This is a genomic window from Cupriavidus sp. USMAA2-4, from assembly GCF_001854305.1.
GTDB classification, from domain to species: Bacteria; Pseudomonadota; Gammaproteobacteria; order Burkholderiales; family Burkholderiaceae; genus Cupriavidus; species Cupriavidus malaysiensis.
The window spans coordinates 1,994,893-2,011,874 of the sequence record NZ_CP017749.1 but is presented as its reverse complement, the minus strand read 5'-3'; the positions used below and the strand labels follow the sequence as shown (position 1 = coordinate 2,011,874).

General features: G+C 63.6%; 10 protein-coding genes, 2 tRNA genes and 3 rRNA genes. 6 read left to right on the top strand and 9 right to left on the bottom strand.

Going from position 1 to position 16,982, the window contains the following annotated elements:
* Positions 1 to 104: 104 nt before the first annotated feature.
* Positions 105 to 1,559 (top strand): GntP family permease, encoded by a 1,455-nt coding sequence (locus BKK79_RS28910; RefSeq protein ID WP_071021730.1) that lies wholly within the window; start codon positions 105 to 107, stop codon positions 1,557 to 1,559.
* 22 nt (positions 1,560 to 1,581) lie between these two features.
* Here the strand turns inward: BKK79_RS28910 and BKK79_RS28905 are convergent, their stop codons facing one another.
* The gene (locus tag BKK79_RS28905; RefSeq protein ID WP_071039531.1) at positions 1,582 to 2,040 is read right to left on the bottom strand and encodes a CopD family protein; all 459 of its coding nucleotides are present in this window, start codon (positions 2,038 to 2,040) and stop codon (positions 1,582 to 1,584) included.
* A 161-nt stretch (positions 2,041 to 2,201) separates the two neighbouring features.
* Here BKK79_RS28905 and BKK79_RS28900 point away from each other — a divergent pair, with 161 nt between their 5' ends.
* Positions 2,202 to 3,122, top strand: coding sequence for a DMT family transporter (locus tag BKK79_RS28900; RefSeq protein WP_232346343.1), 921 nt, complete (start codon positions 2,202 to 2,204; stop codon positions 3,120 to 3,122).
* Positions 3,123 to 3,211: 89 nt separating this feature from the next.
* Here the strand turns inward: BKK79_RS28900 and tnpC are convergent, their stop codons facing one another.
* The 8 genes from tnpC to BKK79_RS28860 form a co-directional block, all read right to left on the bottom strand.
* Positions 3,212 to 4,741: an IS66 family transposase gene (gene tnpC, locus BKK79_RS28895; protein ID WP_009238807.1), complete on the bottom strand. Its 1,530-nt coding sequence runs from the start codon at positions 4,739 to 4,741 to the stop codon at positions 3,212 to 3,214.
* A gap of 62 nt (positions 4,742 to 4,803) precedes the next feature.
* On the bottom strand, positions 4,804 to 5,130 hold the full coding sequence (gene tnpB / locus BKK79_RS28890; protein ID WP_131807846.1) for an IS66 family insertion sequence element accessory protein TnpB: 327 nt from the start codon (positions 5,128 to 5,130) through the stop codon (positions 4,804 to 4,806).
* 5 nt (positions 5,131 to 5,135) lie between these two features.
* Positions 5,136 to 5,507, bottom strand: coding sequence for an IS66-like element accessory protein TnpA (gene tnpA, locus BKK79_RS28885; RefSeq protein ID WP_004633552.1), 372 nt, complete (start codon positions 5,505 to 5,507; stop codon positions 5,136 to 5,138).
* Positions 5,508 to 5,983: 476 nt separating this feature from the next.
* Positions 5,984 to 6,097 (bottom strand): 5S ribosomal RNA (gene rrf, locus BKK79_RS28880).
* 122 nt (positions 6,098 to 6,219) lie between these two features.
* Positions 6,220 to 9,098 (bottom strand): 23S ribosomal RNA (locus BKK79_RS28875).
* A gap of 288 nt (positions 9,099 to 9,386) precedes the next feature.
* Positions 9,387 to 9,462, bottom strand: a tRNA-Ala gene (locus tag BKK79_RS28870).
* A 10-nt stretch (positions 9,463 to 9,472) separates the two neighbouring features.
* Positions 9,473 to 9,549 (bottom strand) — tRNA-Ile (locus tag BKK79_RS28865).
* A gap of 61 nt (positions 9,550 to 9,610) precedes the next feature.
* Positions 9,611 to 11,142: ribosomal RNA gene (locus BKK79_RS28860) — 16S ribosomal RNA — on the bottom strand.
* Together the 16S, 23S and 5S rRNA genes with 2 tRNA genes alongside form the textbook arrangement of a ribosomal RNA operon.
* 545 nt (positions 11,143 to 11,687) lie before the next feature.
* On the opposite strand from BKK79_RS28860, the gene BKK79_RS28855 reads away from it, so the two are divergent.
* The 4 genes from BKK79_RS28855 to BKK79_RS28840 all read left to right on the top strand — a co-directional run bounded on the left by BKK79_RS28855 (position 11,688) and on the right by BKK79_RS28840 (position 16,982).
* The gene (locus BKK79_RS28855; RefSeq protein WP_071039530.1) at positions 11,688 to 13,283 is read left to right on the top strand and encodes a 3'-5' exonuclease family protein; all 1,596 of its coding nucleotides are present in this window, start codon (positions 11,688 to 11,690) and stop codon (positions 13,281 to 13,283) included.
* A gap of 278 nt (positions 13,284 to 13,561) precedes the next feature.
* Positions 13,562 to 15,073 carry an amidase gene (locus BKK79_RS28850; protein ID WP_071039529.1) on the top strand — a complete coding sequence of 504 codons (1,512 nt, stop codon included), beginning with the start codon at positions 13,562 to 13,564 and terminating at the stop codon, positions 15,071 to 15,073.
* Positions 15,074 to 15,127: 54 nt separating this feature from the next.
* Complete coding sequence (locus tag BKK79_RS28845; protein ID WP_071021743.1) at positions 15,128 to 16,456, top strand: MFS transporter; 1,329 nt, start codon at positions 15,128 to 15,130, stop codon at positions 16,454 to 16,456.
* A gap of 76 nt (positions 16,457 to 16,532) precedes the next feature.
* Complete coding sequence (locus tag BKK79_RS28840) at positions 16,533 to 16,982, top strand: hypothetical protein (RefSeq protein WP_071039528.1); 450 nt, start codon at positions 16,533 to 16,535, stop codon at positions 16,980 to 16,982.

Here is a 16,982-nt window from a genome sequence, read left to right as displayed (position 1 = left end):
GGGGAATAATGCAGGCTTCCCGTCCTCTCGCCTCGCGCGCGGAGGCATGGAGATGCAATCGCCGAAGTACGATCCCGACGGACTGTGCAAGGAGGTCTGACCCCATGAGCCTGCTCGGCATCCTGCTGGCCCTCGCCCTGCTCATCTGGTTGACCTATCGCGGCTGGAGCACCTTGCTGCTGGCGCCCGGTGCCGCCATGCTGGCGGCGGTCTTCGCCGGCGAGCCGCCCCTGGCCCACTGGACCCAGACCTTCATGTACAACGCGGCCGGTTTCGTCGCGCAGTTCTTCCCGCTTTTCCTGCTCGGTGCACTGTTCGGCAAGCTGATGGCCGACAGCGGCTCGGTCTCGGCCATCGCCACCTTGATGACCCGCACGCTGGGAACCCGGCGTGCCATGCTGGCGGTGGTGCTGGCCGGCGCGCTGGTCACCTATGGCGGCGTCAGCCTGTTCGTCGCCTTCTTCGTGATCGCGCCAATGGCGCTGGAGCTGTTCCGTACCGCCGACATTCCGCGCCGCCTGGCGCCGGCCGCCATCATGCTCGGCACCTCGACCTTCACCATGTCGGCCCTGCCCGGCACGCCGGCCATCCAGAACGCCATCCCGATGCCCTTCTTCGGCACCACGCCCTTCGCCGCGCCCGGATTGGGGGCGATCGCCAGCGCGATCATGCTGGGCTTCGGCCTGTGGTGGCTCGGGCGCGCCGAGGCTGCGGCGCGAGCGGCCGGCGAGGGCTTCGGAGACGGGGCGGATGTGCCGGTGGAAGAAGTGGCCGAGCGCGAGCTGGTGCGCGAACGCGCCTCGGTGGCGCGCGAGTTCGATCCGGCCGAGGCGCCGCGCGGACAGCGCAGCAGCGATTCGCCCTCGCCCGGGGCCGCTTTGCTGCCCCTGGCCGTGGTGGTCTGCGTCAACCTGCTGATGAGCCTGGTGGTGCTGCCGCGCTGGAATGCCGGCTACCTGGCCGAGGAACGCTGGGGCAGCACCAGCCTGGCGGCGGTGGGCGGAGTGTGGGCGGTGCTGGTGGCGCTGGCCGCAGCCATCCTCTGCCTGCTGGTGCTGAACCACCGCCGCCTGCCGGCCCTGCGTGAAACCATGGACGCCGGCGCCAATGCGGCCGTGCTGCCGGCCTTGAGCGTAGCCAGCCTGGTCGGCTTCGGCTCGGTGGTAGCGGTGCTGCCCGGTTTTGCCGTGGTGCGCGAGTGGGTGCTGTCGATCGAAGGCGGCCCGCTCGTCTCGCTGGCGCTCGCCACCAATGTCCTGGCCGCGCTGACGGGCTCGGCCTCGGGCGGCCTGACGATCGCGCTGCAGGCGCTCGGGGGGAATTTCATGGACATCGCCACCGCCAGCGGCATCGACCCGGCGCTGCTGCATCGCGTCGCCGTGATCGGCGCCGGCACGCTGGACGTGCTGCCGCATAACGGTGCGGTCGTCACGCTGCTCGCCGTCTGCGGTGCCGGGCACCGCGGCAGCTACCGCGACATCGCCGTGGTCGGCATCATCGGCCCGGTGCTGGCACTGGTCGCCGTGATCTGCCTGGGCAACCTGTTCGGGGCCTTCTGATCCGCGCCTGCCCGCTTCCACCTCAGCCCAGGGCTGCGCCCAGCGTGGCCACGCAGATGGTCAGCAGGCCCAGCAGCAGGTTCCAGCCCACCGCCTGACGGATCCGTCCGAGCGCCACGCCGGCCTGGGCCCAGTCCTCGGCATCGACGCTGTGACGCAGGGCCGCGAACGGCACCGTGTAGACATAGACGAAGATCGCGAACATCAGCAGGCCGCTGCCCATCATCACATGCCAGTTGGGTGGCGCCGCAGATCCTGCCTGGCCGAAGCGCACCATGCCGGTCACGCCGATCAGGATCACGGTGACCCAGACCCAGCCGAGGAAACGCGCCAGCACGGCGCGCCACAGGCGCAGCCGCGGCGGTGGCTCGAGCAGTTCGGCCGCCGCCGGCCGCAGGCAGACATAGGCAAAGAACATCCCGCCGACCCAGATCGCGGCAGCGGCAATGTGGACGAAACGCAGCAGAAGTTCGACATTCATCGGGACCGGCTCCTCGGAAGCGCCCGCCCAAGTGCGCGGGACGCGGCCTCCATTCTATGCGCTGGCAAGCGCGGGCGTGGCCCGCGGATGGCACGGTGCCGTGATCCACGGCTGTTCGCCGTGACGTGTTCGCCGCATAATCTGGAGATCCTCAATCCGGCATGATGACCGCCATGGGCCTCGACAGCCGCCACACCCCGCCATCCCGGTGGGGCACGCTCTTCTTGCTGACGTTTCCACCGCTGAGCTGGGCCGGCAATGCCATCGTCGGCCGGCTGGCGGCGGGGCATGTGCCGCCGATCACGCTGAACTTCATCCGCTGGGTGATCGCCGGGGCCATCCTTGCGTGCTTTGCCGGCCGCAGCCTGCTCGCGCACCGCGGCGCCCTGCAGAGGCACGCCGTCATGCTGTGGGTCCTGGGCGCGCTCTCGATCGCCAGCTACAACGCGCTGCAATACCTGGCGTTGAAAACGTCGACCCCGATCAATGTCACCTTGATCGGCGCGTCGACGCCGCTCTTCCTGCTGGTACTGGGTGCCACCGTGTTCAAGGAGCCGGTCAAGCCCTGGCATGTCGCCGGCGCCCTGCTGTGCTTGATCGGCGTAGGCTTCGTGCTGCTGCGGGGCGAGCCCGCCCGGCTGGCCCAGCTCGACTTCGTCGCGGGCGACCTGTTCATGCTGGCGGCGACAGTCGCCTGGAGCGGCTACACCTGGCTGTTGCGCAAGCATCGTCCCGACCTGCCGCTACCCGCCTTCATGCTGGCGCAGATCCTCACCGGCCTGGCGGTCAGCGTGCCTTTCGTCGGCTGGGAGCTCGGCGTGGCGCAGGAGTCCATCCGCTGGAGCTGGCGCGTTGCCGCCATCCTGGCCTATGTCGGAACCGTGCCGTCCCTGCTGGCCTATTTCTCCTGGGATCGCGCTATCGCGCGGGCGGGAGCGCAGCTCCCGGTCTTCTTCATCACCTTGACGCCGGTGTTCGCGGCGCTGCTGTCAACGCTGCTCTTGAGCGAATGGCCGCACTGGTACCACGGCGTCGGCCTGGTGGCGATCGGCATGGGCATCCTGCTGGCACAGAAGCGATAGGCACGCGAATCGCGCGACGCAGGAGGAATCGCAAACGATCGCGAAGGAAGCCGGATGATTGTAAGCACCCGGTGAACCCGTCTTGCCAGCTAGGTGGCGCTGGGCGTCCAGCGATGCGGGAGCAGTTCGGCGATGTCGGCCGCCTTGTGGGTCGGCAGTCGCGTGAGGACGTCTTTCAGATAGGCGTAGGGATCGTGCCCGTTGAGCTTGGCCGATTGGATCAGGCTCATGACGGCAGCCGCGCGTTGACCGGCGCGCAGTGAGCCTGCAAACAACCAATTGGAGCGACCCAGGGCAACCGGCCGGATCTGTCGCTCGACGTGGTTGTTGTCGATGGGCACCGTCGGGTCGTCGAGGTAACGCACGAGAGCCGGCCACCGCTTGAGGCTGTAGTCAATGGCCCGCGCGATCGCCGAGCCGTCTGGGACGCGGCGTCGCTGTTCCTCGAGCCAGGCGTGCAGCCGCTCTAGAATCGGGCCAGCCCTTTGTTGCCGCGCTGCCAGGCGCTGGTCTGGCTCAGCATCCCGCACTTGCGCCTCGATCTCGTACAAGCTCACCATGTAGCGCAGTGCCTGGCCCGCCAATTCGCTCTTGTGCTTGTCGTGCAGTTCAAAGAACTTGCGCCGCGAATGGGCCATGCAACCGATCTCAGTGACGCCACCGTCGAAGCTGGCCTTGTAGCCGGCGAAGTCATCACATACCAGCTTGCCTTGCCACTGCCCCAGGAACGCGCGAGCGTGCTCGCCGCTGCGGCTGGGCGCAAACTGGTAAATCACCGCGCGCATCTTCTCGAACTCGCTCGGCGCATAGGCCCACAGGTAGGCGCGGTGCGTCTTGCCATTGCCGGGCGCGAGCATCTGCACTGGCGTTTCGTCGGCGTGCAGAACACCGTGGCTCAGAACCTCTTCTTGCAGGGCGTCCACCAGCGGTTGCAGACGCACGCCACAGATGCCCACCCACGCGCCCAGTGTCGATTGCGGGATGGCCAGACCGGCGCGCGCATAGATGCGCTCCTGCCGATACAGGGGAAGGTGGTCGCCGAACTTGGACACCAGCGTATGTGCCAGCAGTCCGGCCGTCGGGATGCCTTTGTCGATGACGTGGGGTGGCACCGGCGTCTGCACCAGCGTCTCACACTGATCGCACACCCATTTGCCGCGGATGTGACGCTCCACGGTGAACGTGCCCGGCGTGTAGTCCAGCTTCTCGCTGATGTCTTCGCCAATGCGCTTGAGCGCACACCCACAGGTGCAGGTCTCTGCGTCCGGCTCGTGGTGGATGTCGGTGCGCGGCAACTGCGGCGGCAATGCCTGGCGCTTGGGCTTGCTCTTGGCTTCAGATTTGGACGACGGCAGGAGCGCTTCCAGTTCGGTCTCAATCGCCTCGAGGTCTGCGTCAATGGCTTCGTCCAGCAGACTCGCCTGTTCAGATGTCAGTTGCTCGCTGCGCTTGCCGAACTTCCAGCGCTTGTGGATGGCCAGCTCGTGTGTGAGCTGGTCGATCTTGGCTTGCCGGTACCGCAACTCCCGGTCCTTCTCGCCGACCTGGGCCATCAACTGCGCAGCCAGTGTGCGCAGTTCGTCCGGGCTCAGGGCATCGAGGTTGGTGGGTAGGTTCATGCGGCGAGTCTGCCAGAACCCCAAGTCCTCTGGAAGGAAGCCAGTTTACGGCTTTGGGGGTATTACACGACCGTGATCGCGTGGTCGTGGGTGAGCGTCTGCCAAGGCAGCCCCGTCACCAGCGCACGCAATTGCTCGGGATTGAGCGCCGTGGCGATCGCCTGGTCGCCGTTCGTCCAGATGAAGCGCCCCTTGTTGAGGCGCCGCGCGGCCAGCCAGATGCCGAAGCCGTCGTAGACCAGCACCTTCATGCGCGTCGAACTCTTATTGGCAAACAGGTAGGCGTGGTGGGGGCGTGCCGCGCCGAACACCTTGACGACCCGCGCGAGGATCGTTTCGGTACCGGCGCGCATGTCCAGCGGCTCCACGGCCAACCAGATCGCGTCCACCCGAATCAACGCAACCACCCTTGCAGCCACTGGGCGCACTGCGCTGCGGCCGATCCCGGCCAGCGAAGACTGATCGTCGTCGCGCCACGGCGGACTTCGATCTGGATGTCCGGCACGGCAGTGGTCGGCTCGCCGATCCGCAACGGGATGAACTCGCCTTGCGGCACCCTCATCAACTCGCGGTCCTCAGGCGCGCCATTCTTTGCTTCCTGCTCGGCGACCCAGCGCCGCAGCAGATTCGCATTGAGGCGATGGTGCAGGGCTATCGCCGCGATCGAAACACCCGGCTGCATGCACTCCTGCACTGCCTTGGCCTTGAACTCGGCGCTATGCCGACGTCGGCGCCGTATTGGCGCGCTCTCTTCGATAGTGTCCACGTGTCCACCTAGAACTAGATGGACACGATGCTCCTTGCTACGCGGGTCCCCTTCAAGACGGGTTCACCGGGTGCTTACGGATGATTCAGCACAGATCCTGGTCGACCGGGCATTCGCATGGCCCTCGCCGACACTACAGGAAAATGTATCCGCCGGGCACCTGCGGCGCCCCTCTTTTCGCTGAAAACCGCTGATTACCGGGCAATTCGCCCGATCCGGCTGATTCAAGGAAGTTGCGGGTGTAGCCGGCAGACTCGCCCAAAAAGCAGCCTGTTCGATGCTGAAGCGAGCACGTTATGCGACGCGAAGCACCTTTGGCCCGACCCGCTTGTCGCAGCTTCGCGCCCAATCTTGGGCTTCGCCTTCCGGCGAGACTGCCCGGTATTTCGCTTCGTCGGCATCCGCGCGTGCTGCGAGCGCCGCAAAGACAAAACCCCTCGCAGCGTTTGCTGTCGAGGGGTTTTGCGGGAGGGAGAGCCTGGCGATGACCTACTTTCACACGGGTAGTCCGCACTATCATCGGCGCAAAGTCGTTTCACGGTCCTGTTCGGGATGGGAAGGGGTGGTTCCGACTCGCTATGGTCACCAGGCATTAAGGGTTGCTGCGCCGGGGTTGAGCCGTCGCAGCGAATAGGGATGTAGTCTTGGTTGTGAGGTATCGGCACCGTTCTGGGCACACGCGATACGTCAACCAGTGAAACACACTGGTTATAGGATCAAGCCTTACGGGCAATTAGTACTGGTTAGCTTAACGCATTACTGCGCTTCCACACCCAGCCTATCAACGTCCTGGTCTCGAACGACCCTTCAAGGAGGTCAAGCCTCCAGGGAATCCTCATCTTCAGGCGAGTTTCCCGCTTAGATGCTTTCAGCGGTTATCTCTTCCGTACATAGCTACCCTGCGATGCCTCTGGCGAGACAACAGGTACACCAGCGGTACGTCCACTCCGGTCCTCTCGTACTAGGAGCAGCCCCCGTCAAGATTCCAACGCCCACGGCAGATAGGGACCAAACTGTCTCACGACGTTTTAAACCCAGCTCACGTACCTCTTTAAATGGCGAACAGCCATACCCTTGGGACCGGCTACAGCCCCAGGATGAGATGAGCCGACATCGAGGTGCCAAACACCGCCGTCGATATGAACTCTTGGGCGGTATCAGCCTGTTATCCCCAGAGTACCTTTTATCCGTTGAGCGATGGCCCTTCCATACAGAACCACCGGATCACTATGTCCTGCTTTCGCACCTGCTCGACTTGTCGGTCTCGCAGTTAAGCACGCTTTTGCCATTGCACTTTAGGTACGATGTCCGACCGTACCAAGCGTACCTTCGAACTCCTCCGTTACACTTTGGGAGGAGACCGCCCCAGTCAAACTGCCTACCATGCACTGTCCCCGACCCGGATTCACGGGCCAAGGTTAGAACCTCAAACAAACCAGGGTGGTATTTCAAGGACGGCTCCACCGGAACTAGCGTCCCGGTTTCAAAGCCTCCCACCTATCCTACACAGATCGGTTCAAAGTCCAATGCAAAGCTACAGTAAAGGTTCATGGGGTCTTTCCGTCTAGCCGCGGGGAGATTGCATCATCACAAACACTTCAACTTCGCTGAGTCTCGGGAGGAGACAGTGTGGCCATCGTTACGCCATTCGTGCAGGTCGGAACTTACCCGACAAGGAATTTCGCTACCTTAGGACCGTTATAGTTACGGCCGCCGTTTACCGGGACTTCAATCAAGAGCTTGCACCCCATCATTTAATCTTCCGGCACCGGGCAGGCGTCACACCCTATACGTCCACTTTCGTGTTTGCAGAGTGCTGTGTTTTTATTAAACAGTCGCAGCCACCAGTTTATTGCAACCCCTTCACCCTTCTGGCGCAGGCCAGTCAAGCTACCAGGGCGTACCTTATCCCGAAGTTACGGTACCAATTTGCCGAGTTCCTTCTCCCGAGTTCTCTCAAGCGCCTTAGAATACTCATCTCGCCCACCTGTGTCGGTTTGCGGTACGGTCTCGTATGACTGAAGCTTAGAGGCTTTTCTTGGAACCACTTCCGATTGCTTCGCGACGCATGGTCGCTCGCCCCACAGCCTTGAATCCCGCGCCCGGATTTGCCTAAGCGCCTTCTCCACTGCAGGGACCGGGACTTCCAACACCCGGACAACCTTCCGCGATCCGTCCCCCCATCGCATCATACGACGGTGCAGGAATATTAACCTGCTTCCCATCAGCTACGCATCTCTGCCTCGCCTTAGGGGCCGACTCACCCTACGCCGATGAACGTTGCGTAGGAAACCTTGGGCTTACGGCGAGGGGGCCTTTCACCCCCTTTATCGCTACTCATGTCAGCATTCGCACTTCTGATACCTCCAGCATCCTTTACAAGACACCTTCACAGGCTTACAGAACGCTCTCCTACCACGCACTTGCGTGCGTCCGCAGCTTCGGTGACTGGCTTAGCCCCGTTACATCTTCCGCGCAGGACGACTCGATCAGTGAGCTATTACGCTTTCTTTAAAGGGTGGCTGCTTCTAAGCCAACCTCCTGACTGTTTTAGCCTTCCCACTTCGTTTCCCACTTAGCCAATCTTTGGGACCTTAGCTGGCGGTCTGGGTTGTTTCCCTCTTGACACCGGACGTTAGCACCCGATGTCTGTCTCCCGTGATTGCACTCTTCGGTATTCGGAGTTTGCTATGGCGGGGTAATCAGCAATAGACCCCCCAACCATGACAGTGCTCTACCCCCGAAGGTGAGACACGAGGCACTACCTAAATAGTTTTCGGAGAGAACCAGCTATTTCCAGATTTGTTTAGCCTTTCACCCCTATCCACAGCTCATCCCCTAGTTTTTCAACACTAGTGGGTTCGGTCCTCCAGTACGTGTTACCGCACCTTCAACCTGGCCATGGATAGATCATCTGGTTTCGGGTCTACACCCAGCGACTGAACGCCCTGTTCGGACTCGCTTTCGCTACGCCTGCCCTAATCGGTTAAGCTTGCCACTGAATGTAAGTCGCTGACCCATTATACAAAAGGTACGCCGTCACCCGTTTCCAGGCTCCGACTGTTTGTATGCATGCGGTTTCAGGATCTATTTCACTCCCCTCCCGGGGTTCTTTTCGCCTTTCCCTCACGGTACTGGTTCACTATCGGTCGATCACGAGTATTTAGCCTTGGAGGATGGTCCCCCCATCTTCAGACAGGATTTCACGTGTCCCGCCCTACTTGTCGTACACCTAGTTCCACAACGCTGTTTTCGCATACAGGGCTATCACCTGCTATGGCCGGGCTTTCCATCCCGTTCTGCTAACAATGCTGCTAAAGAGTACAAGGCTCTTCCCATTTCGTTCGCCACTACTCTGGGAATCTCGGTTGATTTCTGTTCCTGCAGCTACTTAGATGTTTCAGTTCGCCGCGTTCGCTTCCCTTGCCTATGTATTCAGCAAGGGATGACCCATACGGGCCGGGTTTCCCCATTCGGACATCTCCGGATCAAAGCTCGTTTGCCAGCTCCCCGAAGCTTTTCGCAGGCTACCGCGTCCTTCATCGCCTGTGATCGCCAAGGCATCCACCACATGCACTTGTTCGCTTGACCCTATAACGAGTGTGTCTCAAGCTCGCGCTTGAAACGCTTCATTACAGGTTGAGTTCTCGCATTTGTGCCGTATTCCAAGTCATCTTTCGATCACTTAAATACTTTGGTTGATACAATCACAACCCGGTATCGTGTTGGTTACTTCAGCCTCTCATCAAGGCTTCACGACACCTTTACTACATCCCATATTGTTAAAGAACAGCCGATACTTTCGCATCGCTTGGCCAACGCCAAATGCAAGCGCTCAACGCTAAGCGCTTGCATTTGGCTTGTCCAACCCAAGGTCGATGGTGGAGGATGACGGGATCGAACCGACGACCCCCTGCTTGCAAAGCAGGTGCTCTCCCAGCTGAGCTAATCCCCCTCGGATAACTTGGTGGGTCTGGTAGGACTTGAACCTACGACCCCCGCCTTATCAAGACGGTGCTCTAACCACCTGAGCTACAGACCCTTGGCTGTAACAGCAAACAGACCGATAAGTGTGAACGCTTCACTTGGGAAGCACGCTCTGGAAAGGAGGTGATCCAGCCGCACCTTCCGGTACGGCTACCTTGTTACGACTTCACCCCAGTCATGAACCCTGCCGTGGTAATCGCCCTCCTTGCGGTTAGGCTAACTACTTCTGGCAAAACCCACTCCCATGGTGTGACGGGCGGTGTGTACAAGACCCGGGAACGTATTCACCGCGGCATGCTGATCCGCGATTACTAGCGATTCCAGCTTCACGTAGTCGAGTTGCAGACTACGATCCGGACTACGATGCGTTTTCTGGGATTAGCTCCCCCTCGCGGGTTGGCAACCCTCTGTACGCACCATTGTATGACGTGTGAAGCCCTACCCATAAGGGCCATGAGGACTTGACGTCATCCCCACCTTCCTCCGGTTTGTCACCGGCAGTCTCTCTAGAGTGCCCTTTCGTAGCAACTAGAGACAAGGGTTGCGCTCGTTGCGGGACTTAACCCAACATCTCACGACACGAGCTGACGACAGCCATGCAGCACCTGTGTCCACTTTCCCTTTCGGGCACCTGATGCATCTCTGCTTCGTTAGTGGCATGTCAAGGGTAGGTAAGGTTTTTCGCGTTGCATCGAATTAATCCACATCATCCACCGCTTGTGCGGGTCCCCGTCAATTCCTTTGAGTTTTAATCTTGCGACCGTACTCCCCAGGCGGTCAACTTCACGCGTTAGCTTCGTTACTGAAGAAATGAATCCCCAACAACTAGTTGACATCGTTTAGGGCGTGGACTACCAGGGTATCTAATCCTGTTTGCTCCCCACGCTTTCGTGCATGAGCGTCAGTCACGTCCCAGGGGGCTGCCTTCGCCATCGGTATTCCTCCACATCTCTACGCATTTCACTGCTACACGTGGAATTCTACCCCCCTCTGACGCACTCTAGCCTTGCAGTCACAAGCGCCATTCCCAGGTTGAGCCCGGGGATTTCACGCCTGTCTTACAAAACCGCCTGCGCACGCTTTACGCCCAGTAATTCCGATTAACGCTCGCACCCTACGTATTACCGCGGCTGCTGGCACGTAGTTAGCCGGTGCTTATTCTTCCGGTACCGTCATCCCTCCGGGGTATTAGCCCAAAGGATTTCTTTCCGGACAAAAGTGCTTTACAACCCGAAGGCCTTCTTCACACACGCGGCATTGCTGGATCAGGGTTGCCCCCATTGTCCAAAATTCCCCACTGCTGCCTCCCGTAGGAGTCTGGGCCGTGTCTCAGTCCCAGTGTGGCTGATCGTCCTCTCAGACCAGCTACTGATCGTCGCCTTGGTGAGCCTTTACCTCACCAACTAGCTAATCAGACATCGGCCGCTCCTATTGCGCGAGGCCTTGCGGTCCCCCGCTTTCACCCTCAGGTCGTATGCGGTATTAGCTAATCTTTCGACTAGTTATCCCCCACAACAGGGCACGTTCCGATGTATTACTCACCCGTTCGCCACTCGCCGCCAGACCGAAGTCCGCGCTGCCGTTCGACTTGCATGTGTAAGGCATGCCGCCAGCGTTCAATCTGAGCCAGGATCAAACTCTTCAGTTCAATCTCTGTGTGGTTCCGCGCAGTTGCCTGCGCAAACCTCGCTCTTTCGAGCGGTCGCTCACTCTCAGAAAACTGACTGGCTCCGTCCGAAGACGAAACCAAACATGTTTACTGTGCGAGCACTGATAACTTGTAAGCTAGAAGACCGAGGTCTTCCGCTTCCCGCATCAAGCGCCCACACTTATCGGCTGTTTGTTTGTTAAAGAACTCACGCGATTCGCTTTGCTTACCGCGTCGCTGCGTTGTCAGCAGCAGAGAAACGAGATTATGAACAACTTTCTGCGTTTCGTCAACAGGCTCGAAGCATCTTTTTCGCTTCGGTCAGTCGCGCTTCGCAGCACCACCCACCATCCTGCCAACCCCGCAACCCGCGTCGCTGCTGGCTTTGCCGCTGCGCTTCGTGTTGCGAGGGGGCGAATAGTAGGCCAGTCCGGCCGCCTTGGCAAGACCTTCATGAAGAAATTTTGACAGCCTCCCGCGGCCGGCCAGCAGGCACCCCGACACTGACGGCAAGGCCCATGCCGAGATCCGGATAGAATCGCCTGATGCCGGACCATCCAGATTCCCACCCCGCCCTGGAACTCGACCCGCTCGCGCTGGCGGCGTCGCTACCGCGACCGATCGCCTTCGTGGACCTGGAGACGACCGGGGCCAACGCCCAGCACGACCGCATCACGGAGATCGGCGTGGTGGAGGTCGGCCCGGACGGCATCGTGGAGTGGGAGACCCTGGTCGACCCCGGCACGCCGATCCCACCGTTCATCCAGCGGCTGACCGGCATCCACGACGAGATGGTGCGCGGCAAACCCAGCTTCGACAGCCTGGCGGAAGGGCTGGCCGAGCGGTTGCACGGCAAGCTCTTCGTCGCCCACAACGCCCGTTTCGACTATGGCTTCTTGAAAAGCGAATTCCGCCGTGCTGGCGTGGACTTCCGCGCCGATGTCTTGTGCACGGTCCGGCTGTCGCGCTCCCTGTTTCCCACAGCGGCACGCCACGGCCTCGACGCACTGATCGGGCGCTTCGGGCTGCAGCCGAAGGGGCGCCACCGCGCGCTGGCCGACGCCGAGCTGCTGTGGCAGTTCTGGCAGCACATCCACGCGCAGTACTCGCCGGCCCTGGTGGATACCGCCGTGCGCTCCCTGGTCAAGCATGGCAGCCTGCCGCCAGGACTCGAGGAGGACGCCCTCGACGGCATCCCCGACCGTCCCGGCGTGTACCTGTTCTACGGCGACCAGCCGATGCCTCTCTATATAGGGAAGAGCATCCACCTGCGCCAACGCATCAGCGCACACTTCTCCAATGATCACCGCGATGCCAAGGACGCCAGCCTGTCACGCGCCATACGACGGCTGGAGTGGCGCGAGACCGGGGGCGAAATCGGCGCCCTGCTGCTGGAGGCCCGGCTGATCAAGACCCTGCAGCCGCTGCACAACCAGCGCCTGCGGCGCAATGCCCGGCTCTATTCCTGGGAGATGCCGCCAGGCCTGGCGGCGCCGCGACTGCGCTCGGACCGCGACACCGATTTCAGCCGGCCATCCGCCCTCTATGGCGCCTTCCCGAGCCGCGCCGCTGCCGAGAGCGCGCTGCGTGCGCTGGCCCAGGAACACGGCCTGTGCGAGTCCACCCTGCGCCTGGAACGCCACAAGCGCGCCGGCACGCCCTGCTTTGCCCATCAACTGCAGCGCTGCGCCGGCGCCTGCGTGGGCAAGGAGCCGGCCGCCGAGCACCGCGCCCGCACCGAGTCGGCCCTGGCGTCGATGGCGCTGCGCCCCTGGCCCTTCCCGGGCCCGGTGGCCTGGCGCGAGGGGCGGGGCGCGCGCCACCCCTGGCATGTGCTGGAGAACTGGTGCTACCTCGGCTCGGCCCCGACCCTGGCAGCCACGCCGGACCTGCTGGGCAGGCATGCCAGCTTCGATCTCGATACCTACCAGATCCTGCTACCCCACCTGGACGTCTTGCTGGCCGAGGCCCGCCCGCTCCCGCGCGGCCGCGAGTTCGTGCTGGAGGCACCTCAGGCCACGCTGGCCCCGACACCCGCACACGGAGAAGCCGTCACGGGCGCCGCGGACCGCACCGTGTCCGCCGGACGCGCGCGGCGGCGCCGGCAGGCCGCCACCCTGCCGCTACCATTCAGCGACTGAGCCAGAAAGCACCGAAACGGTGCTTTGTATACCAAAAGAATTCCGCGACTCGCGCATTACCGCTCAAGGGATGCTGCTGAAATCCCCATTTCCGCGCAGAATTCCGCAAAATCTCCTTAAAAATCACGCTGCATTGCACCATATACGGGAAAACCAGGTAGCCCGCAGAATCGCCTTGCAGAGGGGTGTGTTTAGAATATAGTATACCGATTCAACTCTCCCAGCCCCCACGGCAGCCGCCCCTTCGGCCGGCACCGACCAGAGAGATGGAGTGAATCGTGACCCGGCAAGATCTCGCAGGCGATGAAGCCTGGCAGCAGGACTCCCAGGACCTCCGCTTCCTGCCCGTATGGCAGGCCGCTGCCCGCCTGGCGCGCGGCGAGACCTGCGCCATGGAACTGGTCGACTGCTGTGAGACGGCCTACCGCCAGGGCCACGCCAGCATCAACGCGCTGGTGCTGGCCGACTTCGACGCGGCGCGGGCCGCGGCCGCGCGGAGCGATGCGCGGCGCGCGCGGGGACAAGCGCTGGGACCGCTCGATGGCATCCCCTTCTCCATCAAGGAATCCTTCGATGTCGCCGGCTGGCCGACCACCTGCGGCAACCCTGCCCATGCTGGCAATGTGCCCGCCGCGGACGCCGCCGTGCTCGAACGCCTGCGCGCCGCCGGCGCGGTGCTGCTGGGCAAGACCAATGTCCCCATCGCCTTGCGCGACTGGCAGAGCTATAACGCGCTCTACGGCACGACGCGCAATCCGCATGACCCCTCGCGAACGCCAGGCGGCTCTTCGGGCGGCAGTGCCGCCGCGGTCTGTGCCGGCATGAGCTTCTTCGATATCGGTTCCGACATCGGCTCGTCGCTGCGCAACCCCGCCCACTACTGCGGCGTGTTCTCGCACAAGAGCAGCCACGGCGTGGTACCGCTGCGCGGCCACGGCATCGGCACGCACTACGGCGAACAGGAGATCAATGTCGCCGGCCCGCTGGCGCGCAGCGCGCGCGACCTGGAGCTGGTGCTGGATACGCTCGCCGGGCCCGATGGCGAAACGGCCCTGGCCTGGCGCCTGCAGTTGCCGGCCTGCCCCAGGCAAGGATTGGCGGACTTCCGCGTGGCGGTGCTGCCCACCCATGCGCTGGCCGAGGCCGACAGCGAGGTCGGCGATCAGATCGAAGGCCTGGGCCGCTGGCTGGAGGCACAGGGCGCGCAGGTGGCATGGCACCGGCGCCCGGATTTCGACGCCGACGAACTGTGGCACACCTATGTGACGATGCTGCGCGCCACCACCTCGGTCCACATGGACGAGGCCGGCTTCGGCGCGGTGCTGGCCCAGGCCGCCGGGCTCGATCCGCAGCGGCGCGACTACGCCGCGCTGCAGTATACGGGGGCGGGCATCCGGCATCGCGACTGGCTGCAGTTGCAGCAGAAGCGGGCAGCCTTCGCCGCCTCATGGCAGCGCTTTTTCGCCGAGTTCGACGTCCTGCTCTGCCCTGCCGCGGTCACCACCGCCTTCCCCATCGACGAGAGCGGCGAGCCCTGGCAACGCACGCTCGCGGTCAACGGCGGCACGCTGCCGCTGACCAGCCAGTTGTTCTGGGCCGGCCATTCCGGCCTGTGCGGCCTGCCCTCGACGGTGGCGCCGATCGGCCCGGGCCGCAGCGGCCTGCCGGTGGGCGTGCAGATCGTGGCGGCACGCTACGCCGACCTGACTTCGCTGCGCTTCGCCCGCCTGCTGGAGCAAGCGGGCTTCGCCTTCCGGCCGCCTGCGGCCTCCCCGCGCGCGCTGCCATAAGAGCAGCCGCCACCCCACCACCCCCACTCATCTCAAAGAACAGAAGGAGCGATCATGCTGGACTGGTTCCGGGATCTATCACGCATGGAGCGCAAGGGCTTCTACGGCGCTTTCCTCGGGCATGCGGTCGACGTGTTCGACTTCATGATCTATTCCTTCCTGATCACGACGCTGATCGCCCAGTGGGGCATGAGCAAGTCGACGGCGGGCGCCATCGTCACCTGGACGCTGGTGTCCTCGCTGGTCGGCGCCATCGGCGCCGGCATCCTGGCCGACCGCTATGGCCGCGTGCGCGTGCTGCGCTGGACCATCGTACTGTTCTGCGTGTCCTGCTTCCTGTGCGGCCTGGCCAACAGCCCCGAACAGCTGATGGCCTTCCGCATGCTGCAGGGCCTGGGCTTCGGCGGCGAGTCCTCGCTGTGCATGGTGCTGGTCACCGAGCTGATCCGCAACCCGGCCCACCGCGGCAAGTATTCCGGCTTCACCGCCAGCAGCTATTCCTTCGGCTGGGGCGCCGCCGCCATCGCCTATGCGATCGCCTTCAGCGTGCTGCCGCCGGAGACGGCGTGGCGGGCCTGCTTCTTCGTCGGCATCCTGCCGGCGCTGATCGTCATCTACATGCGCCGCAACCTGGAAGAGCCCGAGGTCTTCGTCAAGAGCCGGGCCGAGGCCGGCACCGGCCCCTCGGCGCTCGGCCAGCTGGCACGCCTGGGCAGCCGCCAGCTGCTGGGCAAGACGGTGCTGTGCAGCCTGCTGTCCGGCGGCATGCTGGGCGCCTACTACGCCATCGCCACCTGGCTGCCGACCTTCCTCAAGACGGAACGCGGCCTGTCGGTGTTCGGCACCAGCTCCTACCTGGCCGTGACCATCGTCGGTTCGCTGGCCGGCTACGTGGCCGGCTCCTATGCCTCCGATCGCTGGGGCCGGCGCCTGACCTATGTCGCCTTCGCCGCCGGCGCGCTGGTGATGGCCATGGTCTATATGGTGATTCCGGTCTCCAACACCTCGATGCTGCTGCTGGGCTTCCCGCTGGGCGTGCTGATGCAGGGCGTGTTCGCCGGCATCGGCGCCACCATCTCGGAGTCCTATCCGAACGATATCCGCGCGACCGGCTACGGCGTCTCGTACAACATCGGGCGCGTGATCGGCTCGCTGTTTCCGCTGTCGGTCGGCTGGCTCAGCAGCGGCCGCACCTCGCTGCCGATCGCCATCGCTATCGTCGCCGGTGCCGGCTACGCCATGGTGGTGGGCGCCGCGCTGCTGCTGCCCGAGACGCGCGGCATGGACCTCGACCAGGCCGGCGGCAGCGGCGGCCCGGATGACGACCGCGCAGCGGACGGCAGCGCGCCGGTGCTGGCGCCGGTGGTGGGCAAACCCGCATAAGGCGGCGGCCGGCCGCTTGTCAGCCGCGCGGCCGCGGGCTAGCCTTTGGCGGGATCCCCTTGCCGCCGGAGGAACCATGCCGCACGCCCGCCCTCGCCAGCCCCGGCGCTCCACACTCTGCGCGGGCCTGGCCCTTTGCACGCTGGCCGCCTGCGCCAGCCTGCAGGACAACGTCATGCAGCGTGCCCTCGATACCTGGCACGCGGCCCCCATCGAAGAAGCCAAGGCGCAGTGGGGCCCGCCGCAGGCCGTGCAGGTCGTGCCCGACGGCACGGCCTACCTCTGGGTGGAGGAAGTCCCTGGCGCCCGCGCGCCCGGCACCGGCCCGAACGATGCGCGCGCCCCGACCGACCCGCCGCTGGTCGTGCACAACGGCATCTGCCGGCGCCGCCTGGTCACCGGCCCCGACGGCCGCGTCTTCCGCGCCGACTGGAGCGGCGACGCCTGCTGCATGACCACGGCCTTCGGACAATGCGCGAAACTGCCGCGCAAGGTGCCGGCTTCCGCCCCGCCGGCGGCGTCCTGA